Source organism: Streptomyces sp. CA-106110 (assembly GCF_050936285.1).
Classification (GTDB): Bacteria; Actinomycetota; Actinomycetes; order Streptomycetales; family Streptomycetaceae; genus Streptomyces.
This window is the reverse complement of the sequence record NZ_JBNJNB010000002.1, coordinates 651,807-672,233: the sequence shown is the minus strand read 5'-3', so window position 1 is coordinate 672,233 and position 20,427 is coordinate 651,807. Positions and strand designations below refer to the sequence as shown.

The window sequence follows — 20,427 nt, the reverse complement described above, 5'->3', positions numbered from 1 at the left end:
ATCAAACAAAGGAAACCACCGATGGATCTGTCTGTCCCCCCTGAGGACGCCGCCTTCCGGGAGGAGGTTCGCAGCTGGCTGTCCGTCAACAAGCCCGCATCCATGCCTGTCCTGGACACTGCTGAGGGGTTTGCTGCGCACCGCGCCTGGGAGCAGGTGATGTTCGACGCGAAGCTCTCCGTGGTCTCGTGGCCCGAGGAATACGGAGGCCGGGGCGCCTCACTGTGGCAGTGGCTGATCTTCGAAGAGGAGTACTACCGAGCACAAGCACCCGTGCGGGTGAGCCAGAACGGCCTCTTCCTTCTGGCCCCCACACTCTTTGAGTACGGAACCCCTGACCAGCGCGAACGCTTCCTGCTCCGCATGGCCCGCGCCGACGACGTCTGGGCCCAGGTATGGTCCGAGCCCGGAGCGGGCAGCGACCTTGCCTCCCTGCGCAGCACGGCATCGCGCGTCGAGGGCGGATGGCGTCTGAACGGGCAGAAGATCTGGAGCACCCGGGCGCCGTTCGCGGACTGGTGCTTCGGTCTGTTCCGCTCAGATCCCCACGAGCAGCGCCACCGCGGCCTCACGTACTTCATGGTGCCGCTCACCGCCGACGGGGTGACCGTCCGGCCCATCTACCAGCTCGACGGTGAACCGAGCTTCGGTGAGACCTTCTTCGACGACGTCTTCGTTCCCGACTCCGACGTCCTCGGGGAAGTGGGAGCGGGATGGCGGGTCGCCATGGCGACAGCCAGTTCCGAACGAGGGCTGTCGCTGAGGAGCCCTGGGCGGTTCCTCGCCAGTGCGGACCGTCTGGTCGCGCTCGCCGCACAGCAGCGCGCGTTGGTTCCTCCGTCGCTGCTCGAAGACGTCGCTCAAGCGTGGATGGAGGCGGACGCCTACCGGCTCAACACCGCCGCGACGGTCTCGAGAATGGACGAAGGACAGACGCTCGGACCGGAGATGAGCCTGAACAAGATCTTCTGGTCCGAGATGGACGTCCGAATGCACGCCACCGCCCTGCGGCTCCTCGGCGACCGCGGGGAACTCACCGTCGCCGCGCCCGCGGCCGGCGGCACCGGGCAGTGGTCGGACGACTGGATATTCAGTCTGCCCGGAACCATCTGGGGCGGCGCGAACGAGGTTCAGCGCACCATCGTCGCCGAGCGTGTGCTCGGCCTGCCAAGGGGACGCCGATGAGACTTCTGCCGACGCAAGAGCAGCGGGCGATGGCCCAGGCCGTCCGCGACGCACTCACCAAGGAATGCACGCCGGAGGCGCTGCGGGAAAGCTGGGACGGGACACCGCAGCACAAGCTGCAGCAGACGCTCGCAGGCCTCGGCCTGTTCGGACTCACCGTGAGCGAGGAGTTCGGTGGCCTCGGTCTCGACGAGCGCGATGCCATCGGTGTGTTCGAGGAGACCGGAAGAGCCGCAGTCCCCGGCCCGATCGCCGAATCGTTCGCCGCCTGCTACGCCCTGCAGGCCGCCGGTTCCGCACTGGGGCAACAATGGCTGCCGCGGATCGCCTCGGGGGAGGCGGTGGCGTCCCTGGGACTGGGCGATGCGCCGCTGGTGGAGTCCGCGGACCGGGCCGACCTGCTCATCCTGCAGCACGGCGATGAGCTGCACGCAGTCGAGGGACGCGATGTGCAGGTCGAGCGAGAACAATCCGTCGACGGGAACCGGCGGCTGTTCACCGTCTCCTGGGAGGCCACCGCGCAGACACGGCTCGTGTCGGCGGCAGCGCGCATCCTCGGTGGAACACGGGACCGTCTGCTGCTCGCGACCTCGGCTCAGCTCCTGGGCCTGGCGAGGAAGCTGCTCGACATGGCGGTCGCCCATGTCAATATCCGTGAGCAGTTCGGTGGACCGCTGGGATCCTTCCAGGCGGTCCAGCACCGCCTGGCGGATGTGGCAGTCGGAGCGGACTTCACCGCCCCCGTCGTTGCCCGCGCGGCCTGCTCCCTGGCCGCCGATGCGCCGTCGGCAGCGCGTGACGTCGCCATGGCCAAGGTGTTTGCCTCGGAAGCGGCTGAATACGCCGCGTACTCCGCGCTCCAGCTGCACGGTGCCATCGGCTACACACGCGAGCACGATCTCCATATCTACTCGCTGCGCGCATGGACGCTGGCTCTTGCCCACGGTGATGCGCGCACCCACCGGGCACGGGTTGCGGCTGATCTCCTGAGCGATCAGATAGCCCCTCGCTACCCGTAAGACAGACCAGTTGACCGACATCCGCCCGGAGAGACCCCATGCATGATCCGACCATCGACCCTGCACGTTCGGCACTTCCAGTGATGGACTACCAGCCGGCCGTCCTAACCCCTTCCCTCATGCCGCCGAACTCCTGAAGCGGACAAAGGAGGTCATCGCCAAGGTGCACAGGCACAGCGGGCACATCGGTTACGTCCGTCTGGGGTTCGAGGATTCGGACTACGATGCGATCCCACCGACGAACTCGCGGTTTTCCGCTGTCGCGGCCGGACGGTACCTGCACGCCGCGAGCGCGGACACCGCCATCCACCCCGAAGTGGCGCCCGACCCGGCGGCATCGTCGTACGCAAGACGCAGGTCAGCGCCTTCTCCACCACCGACCTCGATACGCAGCTGCGCAGCCGCGGTGGCACCCTCATCCTCGCCGGCCTGTACGCCAGAGGGGTCACTCTCGACCGTCCGGGACGCCGCCGATCGGGACTTTCGACTGGTCGTCGTCGAAGACTGCACTGCGGACCCCGAACGTGAGGTGCACGACATGCTGATGGGAAAGATCCTCAGCCACCAGGCCACGGTGATCACCAGCGAGCGGCTCGATGACCTGTTGACAACCTGCTGAGACACAAGACTGCGGCTCCCATTGACGTCGTGCAGCCATTTGGCTACATTTCTGGGGCGGGGCGGCGCAGCGAACAAGCCGGGACAGCGTGTCGACCGAAGGCAGTGCCGGCGAGCGAAGGCCGCCACACGGACCGCCGTGCACGAGTGGGACGACTCGTCTGCATCCCGCGGCAGCTTCCCTCGAAGCGCATTCGCGCATAGGACCCCGGGAAGTTCGTATCGAATCCACGCTTTGGGTGGTGCTCATGCCAAAAATTCTCTTTCGGGCCGCAGACGGTACTGACCGAATGGTCGAGGCGTCAGTCGGACTCAGTGTCATGGAAGTCGCCATTGCCTCCGGTATCGATGAAATCCTCGGTGAATGCGGCGGCAATCTCACGTGCGCCACATGCCATGTGTACATCGAGGATCGAGACCGGCTGGGCGGGCTGCCTCCCTTCTCGGACGACGAGGACGAGATGCTCGAAGGTGTGTCGTGCGAGCGCCGGCCGTCGAGCAGACTGTCCTGCCAGATCTCGATCACCGGTGAGTCCGAGGGCCTCATCGTGCTCCTGCCCGAGAGCCAGTTCTGATGGGCGGCGCGCCTGCCGCAGTGAGCGGACCGATCGTCGTGGTGGGGACAGGGCAGGCCGGCTTCCAGGCCGCCGTGTCGCTGCGCGAGTCCGGCTTCACCGGGCCGCTCACCATCGTCGGTGACGAGCCAGGATTGCCGTACCAGCGACCGCCGCTGTCAAAGGCGTACCTCCTGGCTTCCCCAGATGACCCTGACACGGTGACGCTCCGTCCGCAGGCATTCTTCGAACGGCACACCCTGAAAGTCGTCCATGATCCAGCCGTTGCCATCGACCGGCCCCGATCGCGCGTACGCCTGCGGTCTGGACGCGCCATTCCTTACGCCCACCTGGTGCTCGCCGTCGGGGCGCGTGCCCGGAAGCTCCCTGTTCCGGGAAGCGATCTCGACAGGGTGCTGACCCTGCGTACCCGGGCCGAGGCCGACGTCCTGCGTGGTCTGCTGCGTGAGGGCATCCGAGTCGTCGTCATCGGGGGCGGATTCATCGGCATGGAAGTGGCTGCCGCCGCTCGCAAGGCGGGCGCCCACGCAATCGTCATCGAGACGCTGGACCGGGTCATGGCACGTGTCGTCTCTCCGGAGACCTCCGCACACGTCGAGGCCGTGCACGCTGACCAGGGCACAGCGATTGTCCTCGGGCGCTCGGTCACGGCGCTCCACGGCGTAGCGGGCACCGTGAGCGAGGTGGAGCTTGATGATGGCCGGCGCATCCCGGCCGACGTGGTCGTGGTCGGAATAGGCGTGGTTCCCAACATCGAGCTCGCGCAGTGTGCGGGGCTGGAGGTGGGCGACGGCATCGTCGTCGACGAGCAGCTCCTGACTGCGGATCCCCGCATCAGCGCCATCGGTGACTGCGCGTCCTACCCGAGTAAGCACGCAGGCAGCCGAGCGCGGCTCGAGTCCGTACAGAATGCGGTCGACCACGCCCACCACGTCGCGACACGCCTGACCGGCGCACCCAGCCAGGCGTATGCGCAGGTGCCGTGGTTCTGGACCCACCAGTTCGGCATGCGCATTCAGACCGCAGGCATCGGACGCGCCGATGACCTGCGAGTACTGCACGGCGACCCGACCGAGGGCAAGTTCTCCGTCTGCCGGTACCAGGGCGACCGACTCGTGGCTGTGGAGTCGGTGAATAGAACGGGCGACCACATCGGCGCGCGCAAGGTGCTGGCGGGCGCGCAGCACCCCACCCCTCACCAGGTCACCCAGCCCGGATTCACGTTCAAGGCGTTCGCAGCGCAGATGGATACCGCGGCGAGGTAGCGGACAGCCCGAGTCACGACGGTTCCCATCGGTTCGAAGGAGCATCGGGATACATCTGTCATCACCGTGGACTCAAGGAGCCCGGGCATCCGCGACAGGCATGCCGGCGAATACGCGACATGAGCAGGCTGCTTCAGGACCTCGCGCAGATCGAGGACCCGGCGTACTTCTATGAGCCGTGGAGGAGCGGGCGGAGATCCGCCGGTTGCACCGGGCCGAGCAGATGCCGATCAAGTCGATCGCACGGAGTTGGGGATCTCTCGGACCACGGTGCGGCGGGCGGTGGCCGGCGATCGGCCGCTGAAGTACGAGCGGGTGCCGAAGGGGTCGGTCGTGGACGCGGTCGAGGTGTGGCCGGACATGGCGGCGACCGTGGTGGCCGAGCGGATCGGCTGCTCGTAAAGCTGGCCATGTTCTTTGCCTGTTTTCCCTGCCTGATCCTCTTCGAGCGGCATGGCTCTTCTGTGGGGCTGGGGCTGGAGAGCGCGCCGACCAGGGTCGTCCCGGCGACCTCGATCGCGTCGCGGGAGACTGCCGACGGGCATCTCCAGGCACTGACAGCGGTTGTCTCGGTTCCGAAAGAGGGTGAGGAACCGGGCATGCATGACGCCCACCGACGGATGGCCGAAGTACGGCCGCTCACGGAGAGGCCGGAAGCCGCGGTAGCCTCGTATCCGGAGCTGGTTCCGCCTGAAACCACAAGCGGAACCCGTTCTGGATGCAATGGAAGGAAGTCGGGATTGACCGACAGCGACGAGGACAGCACAACGCGGCAGCACAGGCCGCTGCGGGCCGACGCACAACGCAACGAGGACCGGCTGCTCAGGGCGGCGGCAGCTGCCTTCGCCCAGGAGGGGGCCAACGCCTCGGTCAAGGACATCGCCCGCGAGGCCGGCGTCGGTGTCGGCACGCTGTATCGCCGGTTCCCGTCCAAGGAGCTGCTGGTCGAGGCAACGTACCGGCACGAGCTACAGCTCCTGTGCGAGGCGGCGCCCGAACTCGCCGCCTCCCTGACCCCGCCGGATGCGCTGCGGACATGGATGGAACGCTTCATCGACTTCATGGCCACCAAGCACGGCATGGCCAACGCGCTCCGGGTGGTGCTGACCGACGAGGGCGAGCGGCTGCAGACCCGCGCCCACCTCGCCGAGGCAGTGGGCCACCTTCTCGCTGCCGGAATGAGCCAAGGAGTGACGCGGACAGACGTAAGGGCTCAGGACGTCCTGATGGCGCTCGGCGGATTCAGCCTCGTCGCCGACACCGAGCACCAGCCCGACCTCGCCATGAAGCTCATCGACCTGCTCCTCCACGGCATTCTGACGAACTGAACGATCACCCGGCCCCGCCACCCGATCAACCCGGGACTGCTGATCAGGCCGGCGAACCGCACCGCCCTCCTCGGCGGGCCTCTCGACCACATCGCCCATAGCCCAAGGCCGTGGCCAGGGCCTGTAACGAACGGTGTAACCAGGGCGGTTGAGGTTACTGACGTGCTGCCGAGAGACGGCCCTCGAAGGTGATGTCGAAGGCGTTCAACGCGGTCTTCCAGCGGCTGGTCCAGCGAGCCTGGCCTTTGCCGGTGGGATCGAGAGACATGATCGCCGTATAGACGCATGTCAACGCGGCCTGCTTGTCGGGAGTAGCCGCGGGTCTTGACCGCCCGGCGGATGCGCGCGTTGACCGACTCGATACTGTCCCCGTCCCGGTTGAGCGCGAGTCAGCAGCTCGCATGGGCAGACCATGCAGCAGCCGAGCGAGGCGACCGGGCGGCTGCGGACGAGCCCGTGAAGGGGGTGGCGCCTCGGCCTACGGGGCCGCTGCCTCGGCCCGGGCGAGCCGTGATCGCTGTCGGTCCTTGGGCGCCGGACGCAGCCATTGTCCGGGTCGGGTAACCTCGCCTGAAGCTGCGGAAGGGGTCGAGGTGGGGTCGCGTCCGAAGGTGCGATGGCGGTGCCTCTGGTGAGGAGGTCGGGTCGTCCGCCTGCCACGTCGCGGGCGGCTTTGGAGCGACTGGGCTTCGAGTTGTTCGCGCGGCAGGGGTTCGACCGGACGACGGTCGATGACATCGCCGCTGCTGCAGGTATCGGCCGTCGGACGTTTTTCCGCTACTTCGCCTCAAAGAACGATCTGGTGTGGGGGGACTTCGAGCAGCATCTGGCCAAGCTGCACCATCTCCTGGAGGAAGCCGAGCCAACGGTGCCGATGACGGACGCGCTGCGCCGCGCCATTGTCGAGTTCAACCGTTTCGATCCCGCCGATGTTCCGTGGCATCGGCAGCGGATGGAGCTGATCTTGACGGTGCCCACGCTCCAGGCGGATGCGACTTTGCGGTATGCGGCCTGGCGGAGGGTCGTCGCAGAGTTCGCGGCGGGACGCATGGGTCTGTCGCCATCCGACTTGATGCCTCGGCTGATCGGCCACGCCGCCCTCGCCGCGGCCCTCGCCGCATATGAGATTTGGCTGTCGGATGCCGAGGCCGACCTGGCTCAACTGCTGGATGAGGTCGTTCGGCAGCTCAGCACCGGTCTCGGTGCGCTGGGCAAGGGCGGCGTCAGTACCGGATGAGTCGCGTCTGACACACCGCGACGATCGCGTTCAGGGCAGCCCCAGGCGCATCGCATGGGCGATGACTTCGCCGACCAGGACGGCCGTTGCCGCCGGCCCGCGCAGGGGAGCCGTGGGAAGGATCGAGGTGTCCGCGACACGGAGCCCCGAAATCCCATGGACCCTGCCGTACTGGTCGACCGCCGCATCCCGGTCGTCCGGTCCCATCGGGACGGTGCCGCAGGCGTGGTGGGAAGTCCCGATGTGGTGGCTGATCCACTCGTCAAGGTCCCGGTCGTGGCCGAGGACGTCGGGGCCGGGCTGGAGCAGCCCCTGAGAAACGTCATCGAAGGCGCGGGTGGTGACCAGCTCCGCAGTGGCGCGAACGGCTTCGCGTAGGCGCCGGCGGTCGTCGGGGGTGGCGAGGTATCCGTAGTCGAGGTGTGGGGGCGTCGTCGGATCCGTGGACTGGATGAGCAGCCGGCCGGTCGGGCGGGGGGCCTGGACGGAGACGAGGAAGGCCAGGGGCGCGCCCGGGGCAGTTGCGGTCCCGCCCACCAGTGCAGCCATGGGGAGGAGGGATTGCAGGATCTCGATGTCGCCGAGATGGGCCAGGCCCGAGGAGGACAGGTGAAGGCAGCCACCAAGCCAGGAATCGGCGGTTTCGCTCCATTTCTTGCGCGGAGTCCATTCGAGGACGAGTTGCGGGTGATCGCTGAAGCGGGTGCCGACTGCGGGAACGTCCTTGACGACGGCGATGCCATGGTGTGCGAGATCGGATCGCGGACCGATGCCGGACAGTTGGAGCAGGTACGGAGTGGCGGCGGAACCTGCGCTGAGTACGACCTCTCCGGCGTGGACGACGCAGTCTTCTCCACCTCGTTCGGCGACGACCCCCGTGGCGCGGCCATTGCGGATGACCACTTTGCGGACTGTGCAGGTGCCGACGACGGTGAGGTTGCGCCGGTCCAGGGCGGTCCGTAGGTAGCTGATGCCGGTGTTGAGCCGCAGGCCCCCGATGGTATTCGACGGTACGGGACCGAAGCCGGGCGGGGCTTGGGCATTCTTGTCGAGCTCCAGTGGGTGGTCGAGTTCCTTGGCTGCCGCGCGGAACGCCGCCACGGCGGGGTGCGCGAGTGACCCTCGCCGTACCGCTACGGGTCCGTGGCCTCCGTGCAGGTCGTTCGCACCGTAGTCGAGGTCGGTCTCCATCGCCCGTAGGAATGGCAGGACCCTCTCGTAAGCCCATGCGGGGTTGCCCGCGGCCGCCCATCGGTCGAAGTCCTCGCTCCGGGCCCGGATGAAATAGCCGCCATTGACCGTGGTCGAACCGCCGAGGTACCGGCCTCGCACCACCGTGTAGGGCCGCTGGGGGGTGAGATGCGCGGGGTATTGCTGGACGGCCGGGTGGCCGGGCTGGGCCCCTGGAATCAGCCGCGCGTCGAGCAACTCAGCAGGAAACCCTGAAATGTGACGAGGTACCTTGCCGGCCTCCAGAAGCAGCACCGTGCGGTCGGGGTCTTCGCTCAGGCGCGCTGCCAGCGCGGCGCCTGCGGCTCCCGCCCCGACGACGATCACATCAAAGGAGCGGCCGGCGATCTCGGTCATGCACGCATCTTCCGGTTGGTCACAGGTGTGCGGGGTGGCCTGGGGGGTGTGATTCCGTCTGGGGAGAACCACCACAGCTTTGGGCGTAGGGGGGCTGTGGTGCGCTGATTCAGGCAGCTTTTCCAGACGCCGATGCTGTAGGCGATGTCGTCGGCGAGGCGGATGGCCGTCCAGGGGAGGAGACGCGTGTGGGGGCGGGTGCGCCGGTGTTCCAGGATCGGGGGCAGGAGGGCGGCGGCGGCGAGCGGCGGGCGCAGTCGCGGTATTGCTGCCGCCAACGGGAGGGCGAGCGGCCACCAGGTCCGGGTCAGCGTGCGGCCGATCTGCTCGCCGGCGAGGAGAGTGCCGCCTGCGCTCAGTCGCGCGGCCATGGTCCAGGGCTGGTCGCACCATGGCGAGAGCTTGCGGGCCAGCAGCGCTGTGGTTGCCGCGGTGAGTGCGGCTCCCGCGAAGGGCTTTCGCGCCATGGCCAGGCCCCATGCCGCGGCGCTCCATCCGGCCATCGAGGCTGCTGGCAGGGTGTCCGGATGCCTGTTGGCCAACGGGGCTGCTGAGGTGCCGTACTGGATGCGTTGGGCGAACCACTGGCGGGGTTGGGTGCGATGGTGATGGGCCACCGTACTGCGGGGGTCGTAGCGGATGTGGTGACCGTCGGCGGCCAGGCGCCACACAAGGTCTACGTCTTCCCCGACGCGCATCGACTCGTCAAAGCCGCGGCCCACCGCAGCCCGCCGTACCAGCAACGCGGCACTGGGCACGTAAGGTACGGCCGCGCCCGGACGCACGATCGACTCCCTGGGTCCCATGTCAAGGGCTGATCGCTCGGCCTCATAGCCCGCGAGCGCGCCGCGCTTTGAGCCGTCCGCGGTGATCCGCGGCGCTACCGCGGCCACCGCGGGGTCGGCGAAGTGCGGCAGCAACGCCTCGATCCAACCCGGACGCGGTACACAATCGGAATCCACAAAGGCGACCACCTCGGTGACTGTGTGAGCCAGTCCCGTGTTCCGTGCCGCTGCCGGCCCGCCGTTGACGGCTCGCCGCACCAGCCGGGCTCCGGCGGCCCGTACTACCTCTTCGACGGCTTCGGGGTTGAGCGATCCATCGTCCACCACGATCACCCCGTGCCCCCCGCCGAGGCCGGCCAGGCATCGGGCGAGCTGCTCAGCCCGGTCCCTGACAGGCACCACGACCGTCACCGAGGGGCGCGGCCCATCATCGGGCGGCAGAGGGTGCATCATCCCTGCTTGTACCAGTCGGCGGGCCAGCAGCCCGAAGGATCGCCGTTCGCCGATGGGCTTCCCCTTGAGCCAGCCGTCGACTACCGGCACAGCCCGTTCGTTCAACCGCATCAGCCGATAGGGAGCGCCCCCAAGGAGGACCTTTCCATCGTGATGGAAGCTCAGGCTCGCGTCCGGGCGGAGCCGGAAGGCGGCGGGCAACGGCGGATCTTCAGTCAACACCAGGCATCCTCAAACATCGCGGGGAACCGGCCAGCTGGCCGGCGGAAGTAGGCGGAGGGAAGGCCCTCAGCGTGGACCGCTGGGTTCCCCACTGACAACCCTGCGGGCGCATCAGGCACATCGAGTAGGGCCGAGCCTTTTCGACGCACCCTCTTCCTTTCGGCACCCGGTGTCAATAATCTCTTCACCGGACGCGATGAGGTCGCGTCCGGACGTTGAGGAGAGCTTCCCGATGATCAATGAGCCGCAGACCTCCACTCTGACCTCCACCCCGAACCTTCCTCCCGTCGAGGACGATGAGCAGATGCTCGAACAGGACCTGCTCGTCGAGGAAGTGTCAATCGACGGCATGTGCGGCGTGTACTGAACATGCCTGCGATGCCTGCCAAAAGCTCTGTGGATACCGATAGAAGCGCTGTCAACCGGCACTTCGACATGGACGCGGCCTGGACCGTGCACCCCCAGGTCGCGGTGCGCCCGGAATCGTTCGGGGCGCTGCTCTACCACTTCGGAACCCGACGGCTGTCGTTCCTCAAGGACCGCAGGCTGGTAGCCGTGCTCCGTGAACTGGCCGAACAACCGAGCGCCGCAGCCGCCTGCAGCGCCGTCGGCATCGAGCCCGCGGAGCTGAAGCCCTACCAGGAGGCGCTGACGGTGTTGTCCATGTCCCACATGATTGCCGAACGAGCGGCGCCGGTCGGCGCTCGTGACGGCTGTACCACGAACGGGCGGGGGCGCCATGCATCCGACTGACGCCGCATCGGAGCGGCCCGGCACGTCCCGCCGCTTGGTGGATCTCTTTCAGTACGGCCTGGACGCACCGATCTGCCTGACATGGGAACTCACCTACGCCTGCAATCTGGCATGTGTGCACTGCCTATCCAGCTCGGGCAGACGCGACCCGCGAGAGCTGACGACCGCGGAATGCAAGGCAGTCATCGACGAGCTGGAGCGCATGCAGGTCTTTTACGTGAACATCGGGGGCGGTGAGCCGACCGTCCGCTCGGACTTCTGGGAACTCGTCGACTACGCCACCGCACATCGCGTGGGCGTGAAGTTCTCCACCAACGGCGTCAGGATCACACCCGAGGTGGCACGCAGGCTGGCCGACAGCGACTACGTGGACGTGCAGCTCTCCTTGGACGGGGCCACCGCCGAGGTGAACGACGCAGTGCGCGGTAAGGGCTCGTACGAGACGGTATTGCGCGCCATGGAAAACCTCCGATCAGCCGGCTTCCGCGGCTTCAAGATCTCTGTGGTAGCCACGCGCCACAACATCGAGCAGCTCGACGCGTTCAAGACGCTCGCAGACCGGTACCATGCGCAACTGCGGTTGACCCGGCTGCGGCCTTCCGGACGCGCCGCCGATGTATGGAACGACCTCCATCCCACCGCCGCGCAGCAACGGCAGCTGTACGAATGGCTCGTCCACCATGGTGAACAGGTGCTCACCGGCGACTCCTTCTTCCACCTGTCGGCCTACGGCGAGCCACTACCCGGATTGAACCTGTGCGGTGCCGGGCGCGTGGTGTGCCTGATCGACCCGATCGGCGACGTGTACGCCTGCCCGTTTGCGATACACGACGCCTTCAAAGCCGGGAACATCCGTGACGAGGGCGGCTTCACCCGCGTGTGGCAGGACTCGTCCCTGTTCCAGGAGCTACGGCAACCGCAGACGGGCGGCGCCTGCACCAAGTGCTCGGCGTTCGACGCATGCCGAGGCGGATGCATGGCGGCCAAATTCTTCACCGGTCTGCCCATGGACGGGCCGGACCCGGAGTGCGTGCAGGGGCACGCCGAGACAGCGCTGGCCACCACTGACCGCAGCGCCATACCCAAGCCCAGCCAGGACCACTCCCATGGCGGGCCCGTGCGTCAGCAGCCCCTGCTCCTCGGCATGCCCGCCCGGCGGGGTAGCCGCCCCGACCGCATCTGCGACCAGAGCCCCCTGGCCGGCCTCGACCTCACCTGAACCGACAACCCGACCACCTGCCGGCAACGGGAGGACCAAAGAGAGGGGCATCATGGCCAACACATGGTTCGAGACGGTCACTGAAGCGCAGCGGCGCGCCAAGCGACGGCTGCCCGCATCCGTCTACGGCGCACTTTTGGCCGGATCCGAGCGAGGCACGACCTATCAGGACAACATGGCCGCCTTCGCCGAAGTGGGCTTCGCGCCCCACGTTGCGGATCTGCCCGCGAAGCGCGACCAGTCCACAACCGTCATGGGGCAGTCGATCTCGCTCCCCTTGATCATCTCCCCGACCGGTGTGCAGGCCGTGCATCCCGATGGCGAGGTGGCGGTGGCACGCGCTGCCGCAGCCCGAGGTACGGCAATGGGGCTCAGCTCCTTCGCCAGCAAGCCCATCGAGGAGGTGGTCGCGGCCAACCCCCAGACGTTCTTCCAGATGTACTGGATGGGAACCAAGGACTCCATGCTGACGCAGATGGAGCGGGCCCGCACGGCTGGGGTGAAAGGCCTGATCGTGACCCTGGACTGGTCGTTCTCCCACGGCCGGGACTGGGGCAGCCCGTGGATCCCGGAGCGACTCGACCTCAAGGCAATGGCGCGCTTCGCACCCGAGGCCCTCACACACCCGCGCTGGCTGCTCGCCTTCGCCAAGAGCCGGCGCCTACCCGATCTCACGACGCCGAACATCACCACCCGCGGCGAGCAGGCACCGACGTTTTTCGGCGCCTACAGTAACTGGATGCAGACCCCTCCACCCACCTGGGAGGACGTGCGGTGGATGCGGGAGCAGTGGGGAGAACCTTTCCTTCTGAAGGGGGTCATCCGCCTCGACGATGCCAAGCGTGCGGTGGACGCGGGCGTGACCGCGATCTCGGTCTCCAACCACGGTGGCAACAACCTGGACGGCACACCGGCCACCATCCGCGCCCTGCCCGCCATCGCTGACGCTGTGGGACATCAGGTCGAGGTGCTCCTCGACGGCGGAGTCCGGCGAGGCAGCGATGTAGTCAAGGCCCTTGCACTCGGCGCCCGAGCCGTGATGATCGGCCGCGCCTACCTGTGGGGCCTGGCCGCCAACGGACAGGCCGGCGTCGAAAACGTCCTAGACATCGTGCGTGGCGGCATCGATTCAGCGCTCCTGGGACTCGGACGTACCTCCGTGCACGACCTCACCCCGGAAGACGTCCTTCTGCCGCCGGGCTTCTGCCGCAGGCTCGGAGAGGCCTCCGCGGAGATACGGGCCTGACCGACCGATGACTGATTTGGCATCACTTACCTGGACCGAGACGGCGGACCACGCACGCAGCGCACCAACTCTCGCCGTGCCGGTCGGAGCCACCGAGCAACACGGACCTCACCTGCCCATGTCCACCGACACCGACATCGCAGTGGCCCTGGCAGAGAAGCTGGCCACGAAAATGCGCGACGTCGTAGTGGCACCGGCAGTGGCCTACGGATCCAGCGGCGAGCACCAAGGATTCCCCGGAACGCTGTCCATCGGGCAAGAGGCCGTCGAACTGCTCCTCATGGAACTAGTGCGCTCCGCCTGTCTGACGTTCTCCTACGTCGTCCTGATAACAACGCACGGCGGAAACGCCCAGCCCGTCGTCCGGGTCGTACGCCGCCTCCGCGACGAGGGTCGGAAGGTGCTTGCATGGTCACCCAACTGGGCTGGCGACGCCCACGCCGGCCGTACCGAGACCTCACTGATGCTGGCGCTCGCACCGCACCAAGTACGCCTGCACGCCGCGCAGGCAGGCAACACCACACCAATCAATGACCTCCTTCCGCGGCTGCGTCATGAAGGGCTGGCTTCGGTCACCGCCAACGGAGTGCTCGGCGATCCCACTGGCGCCACCGCCGAGGAGGGCGCCTTGTTGTTGGAGTGCGCAACAGCCGAACTCACCAAACGGGTGGCAGAGCACCGACGACGGGTCTGTGCCGTGCCGGGGGACAGGTAAGGGAAGCGGCGGTTGGTGCGCTGCGGATCCCCCTCGCCGGCGAACATCCGCGCGGGTCCTGGGAAAACCTCGGCGGTGAACGGGAAGTACCGGGCCGGTTCTTCGAGCGCAGGAGCAACATCGCCGCCGGCCTCCGGGAGATGTCCTACCAGTCCTTCACCCGGCCACTCGACCTCCTCGGTGTGACCCCCTGACCAGTAACTACGCCAAGATCAAATGACTTTGAAAGAACCCTGATCAGCTCACGCATCGCGGCGTCGACACGGTGGGTGTAGTTGTCCCACACCAGCACGACGGGCCCGCCAGGCTGCGTTCGATGACCCATCTGTGGCGGCCCAGTCGTTCGCTGGACTCGACGCGTTTGCGCGCGATGCGCACGCCGGTGCTCGCTTGCCAAACATCAAGCTGAGACTGCGGGGCGCATCCGAATCCACTCCCCTGGACAGCAGTGCAGCCCAGCGGCTACGGTAGCTTCGCCTTGCTTCACCAAGCGCGATCATGGTGAGAGGCGGATCCCTGTGTGGCATCTCGTAGGAAGTCGCAGGCGGCGGTCAGCTACAGGCAAGCCGAAGAGTTGAGCGTGTCCTGCCGGAATTGAGCGAACTGGTCGGAACACCTGTCCGGGGACAGGAGAAGTGACGGGGCGGCAGCCGCTGATCGGAAGCAAGTCTTCCAGGCCTGGTAGTCATCTCGGACTCTACTAATGCAGCGTCGTGTCTTTCTGTGTCTGATTTGATTGGCGCTCGAGTCCAGAAGTGTGCGGTGGCCCCGACTTTCGAGCACAAGTCGAGTAATCCGAGGAGATCAATTGTGATATCAGCAAGGATTCGCACGGTTCGATTCTGCTTGGTGACGGCCTCCGCGCTCGCCCTGACTGCGACAGCAGCCTGCTCAAGCGGTACAAGCGGTAACGCTGCCTCGTCAGCCGGGTTGACTGGCCAGCCGATTATCATCGGCGGATCCGGCCCGGACACCGGGCAGGTGTTCAATGCTCCGGAACAGCGTGAAGGCCTTCAGGCAGCTGTCGACTCCATCAATTCCGCCGGCGGCATCAACGGGAGGCCGCTGCAACTGGAATACTGCGATGGAAAGTTTGACCCTAACGCCGAGATAAGCTGCGCCCGCAAGCTGGCGGCCAAGAAGATCGTCGTTGCGATCGACCCCTTCTTTGCGGCGGACGCGTCTGACACTGCCTATAAGATCCTCGACGACGCTGGGATTCCCCAGATCACTCGCGGGACCCCAGTCGGGCGATTGACCTCCACCAAGAGCTACTTGCTTTCCAGCGGAGCACCGGGCTGGTTCTACGGGGAGGTGGCGTCCCTGGTCAACGATGGGGCCAGGAAGATCGCGATCCTGATAAGCCCGAGCCCGAGTGCGCAGTTCGCCAGCCAGGTCATGGCTCGTGCACTCGACAGCATCGGGGTCAGGCACACAACTGTCGTGTTCGATCCGAAGACCGACCCGACGGGCGCAACTGCTGCTGCCAAGGCCACTGCTGACGGCGTCCAGGGTGTGACTCTGTCCCTTACCAACGCGGCGATTCCCGTCGTGGTCTCGGCAATGCGCCACGGTGGCTACACGGGTGAAATTGCATCGTGCAGTTGTAGCTTCACGCCGGAAACCATCCAGGCGCTCGGCGCCAATGCCGAGGGTATCAAGGTTGTCTCCCAGATTGCGTTCAGTACCGATACCAAGAACCCGGGAGTCAGCCAGTATCTGTCGGACCTCAAGAAATTCGGAGCAGGTGCCCCTCCCAAGGAGACCGGACTGTTCGCCTGGTCCGGGGTGAAGCTGTTCGCTGCCGTTGTCAAGCCGCTCGATAAAATCGACGCCGCCTCGGTCACGAAGGCGCTCAACACCATGACGGCCCCTGTGGACATTGGCACGGTGGCCCCGTGGCAGATTGCCGGCAAGAAGCCTCCGGTGCCGGAATGGCCGCGTGTGGTGAACACAAGCGTCCAGATCGGCGTTGTTCGTAACGGTGCAATCCAGCCGAGCGATGAAGGATTCATTAATCCCTTTGCTGAGTTGAGGAAGGTTGCGGTGACCAAGGCAGGTGGATGAGTGACGCCGGTATCCAGAACGCGACCGCGATGTACCAGTCCTGAACAGCAGTTTCGGCAACTGGCTCGGAAATTTAAAGGAGGATGATGTCATGGCTGAGGACCAGCGGGCGGTGCCGACTGTGGACTTCGATCACCGTGACGAGCAGTCGCACGTGAATCCGTGGTCTCGGTGGAAGCAGATGCGCGCCGAGTGCCCGGTCCACTACGCCGATGTCTACGGTGGGTTCTATGTGGTTCCTCGGTATCGCGACGTTGTGGAAGCGGCCCGGAATCCGGTCGTCTTCTCCAGTGCGGACAAGACGACTATCCCGCCCATGGACACGCCGAGGCTCCGTCCGATTCACACGGATCCGCCCGAGTCTCGGCAGTGGCGCGAGATCATCAATCCACACTTCTCGCCGGCCAGGGTGGCCGAGTACGAGCCGTGGATCGCGGAACTGGTCGCCGAGATCGTGGATCCGCTCCTGGCCGCCGGCCGCTTCGACGTCCCCCGTGACATCGGCATCCCCCTGACCCGTACGGTCATCCTTCGGATCATGGGTATCACTGATGGCCCGCCGGAGTTGAACGAGTGGACCGATGACGCGGTCTTCGGCGTGGGTGAGCGCGCGCAGCATGGTGCTGCCATGATCATCGGCTTCCTGACCGAGCAGATCGCCCGTCATCGCAAGTCCCCGGACAGCGGGCTCATCAGCCTCCTGCTCACCCAGGAGCTCGAGTCCGAGGGGGGGCGCCTCCTCGAGGACGACGAGATTCTCAAGCTCCTGCTGCTGGTGCTGATGGCAGGGCTGGAGACAACGAGTGCCGCCATCAGCGCGACCGTCTCTCACCTGGTCGAGAATCCCGACGATGTAGCCAGGCTGATGGCCGAGCCGAAGATCTGGCGCCTGGCCATGGACGAGTTCATCCGCTGGGCCTCACCCGCGGTTGGCCTGGCCCGGACTGCCCGGTCGGATTCTGAGGTCGGAGGCTGCCCTGTCCCCGCCGGATCCAGGGTGATGCTGCTCTACGGCTCGGCGAACCGTGACCAGAACGAGTTCCCCGATCCCAACAAGGTCGTGCTCGACCGCCACCCCAACCGCCACGTCGGGTTCGGCATGGGGCCGCATCGGTGCCTCGGCTCGCACTTGGCCAAGACTCAGATGAGGCTCACGCTTGAGCGCCTGCTGCCGACGCTGGGGGAGTACAGGATCGAGGACAAGTCCAAGCTCGTGTGGAAGGCAGCTGTCACCCGCGGTTTCCAGAGCTTGCCACTGACACGTCTGTGACCGCAGCGCGACGTCCGGCCCCACAGCCACAGTGCGGCCCGGACCACTGCGCGACTGTAAGACTGCCGGGATATGCGGCAGGTGAGTATTCACGGAAAGTAGGGAGATCCCACATGGGTAAGTTGGATGGAAAGGTAGCTTTCATCACGGGAGCGGCTCGAGGGCAGGGACGCTCTCACGCACTCACTCTGGGCCGCGAAGGCGCCGCCATCGTCATGGTGGACAACCTGCTGGTGGATACTCCCTACCAGCGTTATCCGGGAGGGTCGCCGGAGGAGTACGCGGAGACCCAGGACCTGCTCAAGCAGGCGGGTGTTCGTTTCCTGGCCCTGACTGCCGACGTCCGCAACCAAGGGGAGCTTCAGGCCGCGGTTGCCCAGGGAACTGCCGAGTTCGGCCCCATTGACATCACCGTGGCCAACGCAGGCTCGACCATGGGTCTGAAGCCGATGGGTGAGATCGAGCCGGAGGAGTGGGCGCGGATCATCGACACGAATCTCACCGGTGTCTACAACACGATCCGGGCCACCCTGCCGGACATGGTCGCCCGCCGCAGCGGGCGGATCATCGCGACCGCATCGATGGCAGGCCGGTCGGGCTATGCGAACGGTTCGGCATACGGCGCGTCGAAGTGGGGCGTGATCGGCCTCATCAAGTGTGTGGCCAATGAGTACGGCAAGTACGGGATCACCGCCAACGCAGTGTGTCCGACCAACGTCAACTCGAAGATGATCCACAACCAGGGTACGTATGACGTCTTCGTCCCGGACGTCGAGAATCCGACCCGCGCGCAGGCCGAGGAGCGGATGAAGGTGATGCACCCGCTCGGCGTTCCGTATGTGGAGCCCGAGGACATCTCTCAGGCCGTCCTCTTCCTGGCGTCCGACGCGGCCCGCTACGTCAGTGGTGAGGCGTTGACCGTCAGCGCCGGCCTGATTGCGATGAACGCAGCATGAGTTCAGCCAGCGTCACAGCCGGGCTGCCCGTGCGGCATCCCGGAAAGTTCTACATCGGCGGCGAGTGGGTGAGTCCCTCGACCGAGTCGGTGATCGACGTGGTCAATCCGGCCTCGGAGGAAGTCTTCCTCCAGGTGGCTGCTGCCGAGGCCGCGGACATGGACCGAGCCGTCACCGCGGCCAGGGACGCCTTTGACACAGGCCCGTGGCCCCGCATGACACATGCCGAGCGCGCAGGCTACCTGCGTGCCATCGCCGCAGAGATCCGCGAGCGCTCGGCTGAGTTCGCTCGGTTGTGGACCAGTGAGATGGGTGTTGTCCACGCGGCCGCACTCCGCGGAACTCCGCGCTTCGCAGCGGTCTACGAGTATTACGCGGACTTCGCCGACCACTACGACTTCATCGAGCGTCATGAGCCGACTGGCGGTGAAGCGGTCGGCCTGCTCGTCCGCGAGCCCGTGGGCGTGGTCGGCGCCATCGTGCCCTGGAACGCGCCGTTGGCGCTGATTGCGTACAAGACCGCTCCGGCGCTGATCGCCGGGTGCACCTTGGTGCTCAAGGCATCTCCGGAGGCGCCCGGAGAGGCGTATCTCATGGCGGAGATCGCCGAGAAGATCGGTCTGCCGCCCGGGGTGTTCAACGCCGTGACCGCAGATCGCGAAGTGTCGGAACAGCTGGTACAGGACAGCCGCGTGGACAAGATCACGTTCACCGGCTCGACGGCGGTAGGGCGGCAGATCGCCACCGTCATGGGCAACCGCATCGGTCGCTACACCCTTGAACTGGGGGGGAAGTCGGCCGCCGTGGTACTCGACGACTATGACGTCAGCACGGTTGCTGAATCCATTGCAAGGACTGCACCCATGTCGACGGGACAGGTGTGCGCGTCGTTGACCCGCATTGTCGTCAATCGCCGCCGCCATGACGAGTTGGCTGAAGTCCTTGCGGCATCCCTGTCGGCGATCAAGGTGGGTGACCCGTTCGACCCGGCGAGCGGGATGGGGCCGCTGGCGATGCGACGTCAACTGGAGTGCGTCGAAGGCTACATCACTCAGGGAAAGGCCCAAGGTGCCACGTTGGTGACCGGCGGTCGTCGGCCCACCGGCCTCGACCGGGGCTACTACATCGAACCGACCGTCTTCGCCAACGTCGACAACTCATCGACCATCGCTCAGGAGGAGATCTTCGGACCGGTCCTGAGTGTCATTGCCGCCGACGACGAGGAACAGGCCATCGACATCGCCAACGATACGATCTACGGCCTGAACGCTTCGGTTTTCACAAATGACCCGGATCGGGCACTTGCTGTTGCCCGTAGGCTGAGAGCCGGGACAGTGGGTCACAATGCAAAGCGCACCGACTTCGGAATTGCCTTCGGCGGTTTCAAGCAATCCGGAATCGGGCGTGAAGGCGGGAAGGAAGGAATCAGCGCTTTCCTTGAGACGAAGACAATTATTCTGGAAGCCGAGCCGTCATCGCCTCTCCTGCCGGCAGCGAACGCTGGAAGTCACCGGGACGCCGGGGGCACGCTGAGCGGTTGATCGGATTTTCGTTGCTGTATTTGGCAGCGTCCGCCTCGTTGTGATGTCACGCGCCGCCCGGGTAATCGCTCGGGCGGCCGTGGGCCGCCACTGCGGGTGTCACGTCTTCCATGCTCGGACGTCGTGCCACGAGGCGGGTACGGGGCCGACACGGCGACCAACTCACCGGCCAGGGTGGCGGTGACCTGCGGATCGAACCCGGTGTCGCGGCGCTTGCCCTCCACAGCGACATGCCATAGCTGGCCATCCCAGGTGGCCAGTATGCCGTGGGTACCGCCTGGCTGCTGCTGGTCGCGGGGCATGAGACCACGGTCAATCTGATCTCCAACGGCGTACTGGCCCTACTGATGCGATGAAGGAGCGGGGCCTCCCGCTCCGGCCGGGTG

18 protein-coding genes and 2 pseudogenes are annotated in these 20,427 nt (G+C 66.2%); 17 read left to right on the top strand and 3 right to left on the bottom strand.

Annotated elements, in window-relative coordinates:
• Positions 1–21 precede the first annotated feature (21 nt).
• The 7 genes and pseudogenes from ACQEXA_RS60705 (at position 22) to ACQEXA_RS60675 (ending at position 5,990) form a co-directional block, all read left to right on the top strand.
• Positions 22–1,185, top strand: coding sequence for an acyl-CoA dehydrogenase family protein (locus ACQEXA_RS60705; protein WP_433135238.1), 1,164 nt, complete (start codon positions 22–24; stop codon positions 1,183–1,185).
• Positions 1,182–2,204, top strand: coding sequence for an acyl-CoA dehydrogenase family protein (locus ACQEXA_RS60700; RefSeq protein WP_433135236.1), 1,023 nt, complete (start codon positions 1,182–1,184; stop codon positions 2,202–2,204). The genes ACQEXA_RS60705 and ACQEXA_RS60700 overlap by 4 nt, the downstream gene beginning before the upstream one ends.
• Before the next feature lie 163 nt (positions 2,205–2,367).
• Complete coding sequence (locus ACQEXA_RS60695) at positions 2,368–2,823, top strand: isochorismatase family protein (RefSeq protein WP_433135235.1); 456 nt, start codon at positions 2,368–2,370, stop codon at positions 2,821–2,823.
• 247 nt (positions 2,824–3,070) lie between these two features.
• A complete protein-coding gene (locus ACQEXA_RS60690; protein WP_433135234.1) occupies positions 3,071–3,397 on the top strand; it encodes a 2Fe-2S iron-sulfur cluster-binding protein in 327 nt (108 codons plus the stop codon).
• 20 nt (positions 3,398–3,417) lie between these two features.
• Positions 3,418–4,662 (top strand): NAD(P)/FAD-dependent oxidoreductase, encoded by a 1,245-nt coding sequence (locus ACQEXA_RS60685; protein ID WP_433135233.1) that lies wholly within the window; start codon positions 3,418–3,420, stop codon positions 4,660–4,662.
• A 223-nt stretch (positions 4,663–4,885) separates the two neighbouring features.
• A pseudogene (locus ACQEXA_RS60680) lies at positions 4,886–5,055 on the top strand (IS21 family transposase); the annotation flags it as partial.
• Between the two features lie 347 nt (positions 5,056–5,402).
• Entirely contained in the window at positions 5,403–5,990 is a 588-nt protein-coding gene (locus tag ACQEXA_RS60675) for a TetR/AcrR family transcriptional regulator (RefSeq protein WP_432941492.1), read from the top strand.
• 154 nt (positions 5,991–6,144) lie between these two features.
• Here the strand turns inward: ACQEXA_RS60675 and ACQEXA_RS60670 are convergent.
• A pseudogene (locus tag ACQEXA_RS60670) lies at positions 6,145–6,358 on the bottom strand (transposase); the annotation flags it as partial.
• Positions 6,359–6,606: 248 nt separating this feature from the next.
• Between ACQEXA_RS60670 and mftR the strand changes: the two are divergent.
• The gene (gene mftR / locus ACQEXA_RS60665) at positions 6,607–7,227 is read left to right on the top strand and encodes a mycofactocin system transcriptional regulator (protein ID WP_432941490.1); all 621 of its coding nucleotides are present in this window, start codon (positions 6,607–6,609) and stop codon (positions 7,225–7,227) included.
• 30 nt (positions 7,228–7,257) lie between these two features.
• Here the strand turns inward: mftR and mftG are convergent, their stop codons facing one another.
• Positions 7,258–8,814 carry a mycofactocin dehydrogenase MftG gene (mftG, locus tag ACQEXA_RS60660; RefSeq protein ID WP_433135232.1) on the bottom strand — a complete coding sequence of 519 codons (1,557 nt, stop codon included), beginning with the start codon at positions 8,812–8,814 and terminating at the stop codon, positions 7,258–7,260.
• On the bottom strand, positions 8,811–10,274 hold the full coding sequence (gene mftF / locus ACQEXA_RS60655; protein ID WP_433135231.1) for a mycofactocin biosynthesis glycosyltransferase MftF: 1,464 nt from the start codon (positions 10,272–10,274) through the stop codon (positions 8,811–8,813). The genes mftG and mftF overlap by 4 nt, the downstream gene beginning before the upstream one ends.
• A gap of 232 nt (positions 10,275–10,506) precedes the next feature.
• Between mftF and mftA the strand changes: the two genes are divergently transcribed.
• From mftA to ACQEXA_RS60610, 9 genes are all read left to right on the top strand, one after another.
• Positions 10,507–10,641: a mycofactocin precursor MftA gene (gene mftA / locus ACQEXA_RS60650; RefSeq protein ID WP_433135229.1), complete on the top strand. Its 135-nt coding sequence runs from the start codon at positions 10,507–10,509 to the stop codon at positions 10,639–10,641.
• A gap of 29 nt (positions 10,642–10,670) precedes the next feature.
• Positions 10,671–11,027 (top strand): mycofactocin biosynthesis chaperone MftB, encoded by a 357-nt coding sequence (gene mftB / locus ACQEXA_RS60645; RefSeq protein ID WP_433135227.1) that lies wholly within the window; start codon positions 10,671–10,673, stop codon positions 11,025–11,027.
• Positions 11,014–12,246: a mycofactocin radical SAM maturase gene (gene mftC, locus ACQEXA_RS60640; RefSeq protein WP_433135226.1), complete on the top strand. Its 1,233-nt coding sequence runs from the start codon at positions 11,014–11,016 to the stop codon at positions 12,244–12,246. The genes mftB and mftC overlap by 14 nt, the downstream gene beginning before the upstream one ends.
• Positions 12,247–12,298: 52 nt before the next feature.
• Entirely contained in the window at positions 12,299–13,492 is a 1,194-nt protein-coding gene (gene mftD, locus ACQEXA_RS60635) for a pre-mycofactocin synthase MftD (protein ID WP_433135225.1), read from the top strand.
• 7 nt (positions 13,493–13,499) lie between these two features.
• Positions 13,500–14,207 carry a mycofactocin biosynthesis peptidyl-dipeptidase MftE gene (gene mftE, locus ACQEXA_RS60630; RefSeq protein ID WP_432941470.1) on the top strand — a complete coding sequence of 236 codons (708 nt, stop codon included), beginning with the start codon at positions 13,500–13,502 and terminating at the stop codon, positions 14,205–14,207.
• A gap of 849 nt (positions 14,208–15,056) precedes the next feature.
• Complete coding sequence (locus tag ACQEXA_RS60625) at positions 15,057–16,274, top strand: ABC transporter substrate-binding protein (protein ID WP_433135224.1); 1,218 nt, start codon at positions 15,057–15,059, stop codon at positions 16,272–16,274.
• A gap of 91 nt (positions 16,275–16,365) precedes the next feature.
• The gene (locus ACQEXA_RS60620; protein ID WP_433135222.1) at positions 16,366–17,544 is read left to right on the top strand and encodes a cytochrome P450; all 1,179 of its coding nucleotides are present in this window, start codon (positions 16,366–16,368) and stop codon (positions 17,542–17,544) included.
• A 113-nt stretch (positions 17,545–17,657) separates the two neighbouring features.
• Complete coding sequence (locus tag ACQEXA_RS60615; protein WP_433135221.1) at positions 17,658–18,500, top strand: mycofactocin-coupled SDR family oxidoreductase; 843 nt, start codon at positions 17,658–17,660, stop codon at positions 18,498–18,500.
• Complete coding sequence (locus ACQEXA_RS60610; RefSeq protein ID WP_433135220.1) at positions 18,497–20,041, top strand: aldehyde dehydrogenase; 1,545 nt, start codon at positions 18,497–18,499, stop codon at positions 20,039–20,041. Before ACQEXA_RS60615 ends, ACQEXA_RS60610 begins: the two co-directional genes overlap by 4 nt.
• Positions 20,042–20,427 lie beyond the last annotated feature (386 nt).

Coding starts and splice junctions, on each gene's coding strand:
- ACQEXA_RS60705 (WP_433135238.1), top strand. CDS start 22: ATGGATCTGTCTGTCCCCCCTGAGGACGCCGCCTTCCGGGAGGAGGTT.
- ACQEXA_RS60700 (WP_433135236.1), top strand. CDS start 1,182: ATGAGACTTCTGCCGACGCAAGAGCAGCGGGCGATGGCCCAGGCCGTC.
- ACQEXA_RS60690 (WP_433135234.1), top strand. CDS start 3,071: ATGCCAAAAATTCTCTTTCGGGCCGCAGACGGTACTGACCGAATGGTC.
- mftR (WP_432941490.1), top strand. CDS start 6,607: ATGGCGGTGCCTCTGGTGAGGAGGTCGGGTCGTCCGCCTGCCACGTCG.
- mftG (WP_433135232.1), bottom strand. CDS start 8,814: ATGACCGAGATCGCCGGCCGCTCCTTTGATGTGATCGTCGTCGGGGCG.
- mftA (WP_433135229.1), top strand. CDS start 10,507: ATGATCAATGAGCCGCAGACCTCCACTCTGACCTCCACCCCGAACCTT.
- mftC (WP_433135226.1), top strand. CDS start 11,014: ATGCATCCGACTGACGCCGCATCGGAGCGGCCCGGCACGTCCCGCCGC.
- mftD (WP_433135225.1), top strand. CDS start 12,299: ATGGCCAACACATGGTTCGAGACGGTCACTGAAGCGCAGCGGCGCGCC.
- mftE (WP_432941470.1), top strand. CDS start 13,500: ATGACTGATTTGGCATCACTTACCTGGACCGAGACGGCGGACCACGCA.
- ACQEXA_RS60620 (WP_433135222.1), top strand. CDS start 16,366: ATGGCTGAGGACCAGCGGGCGGTGCCGACTGTGGACTTCGATCACCGT.
- ACQEXA_RS60615 (WP_433135221.1), top strand. CDS start 17,658: ATGGGTAAGTTGGATGGAAAGGTAGCTTTCATCACGGGAGCGGCTCGA.
- ACQEXA_RS60610 (WP_433135220.1), top strand. CDS start 18,497: ATGAGTTCAGCCAGCGTCACAGCCGGGCTGCCCGTGCGGCATCCCGGA.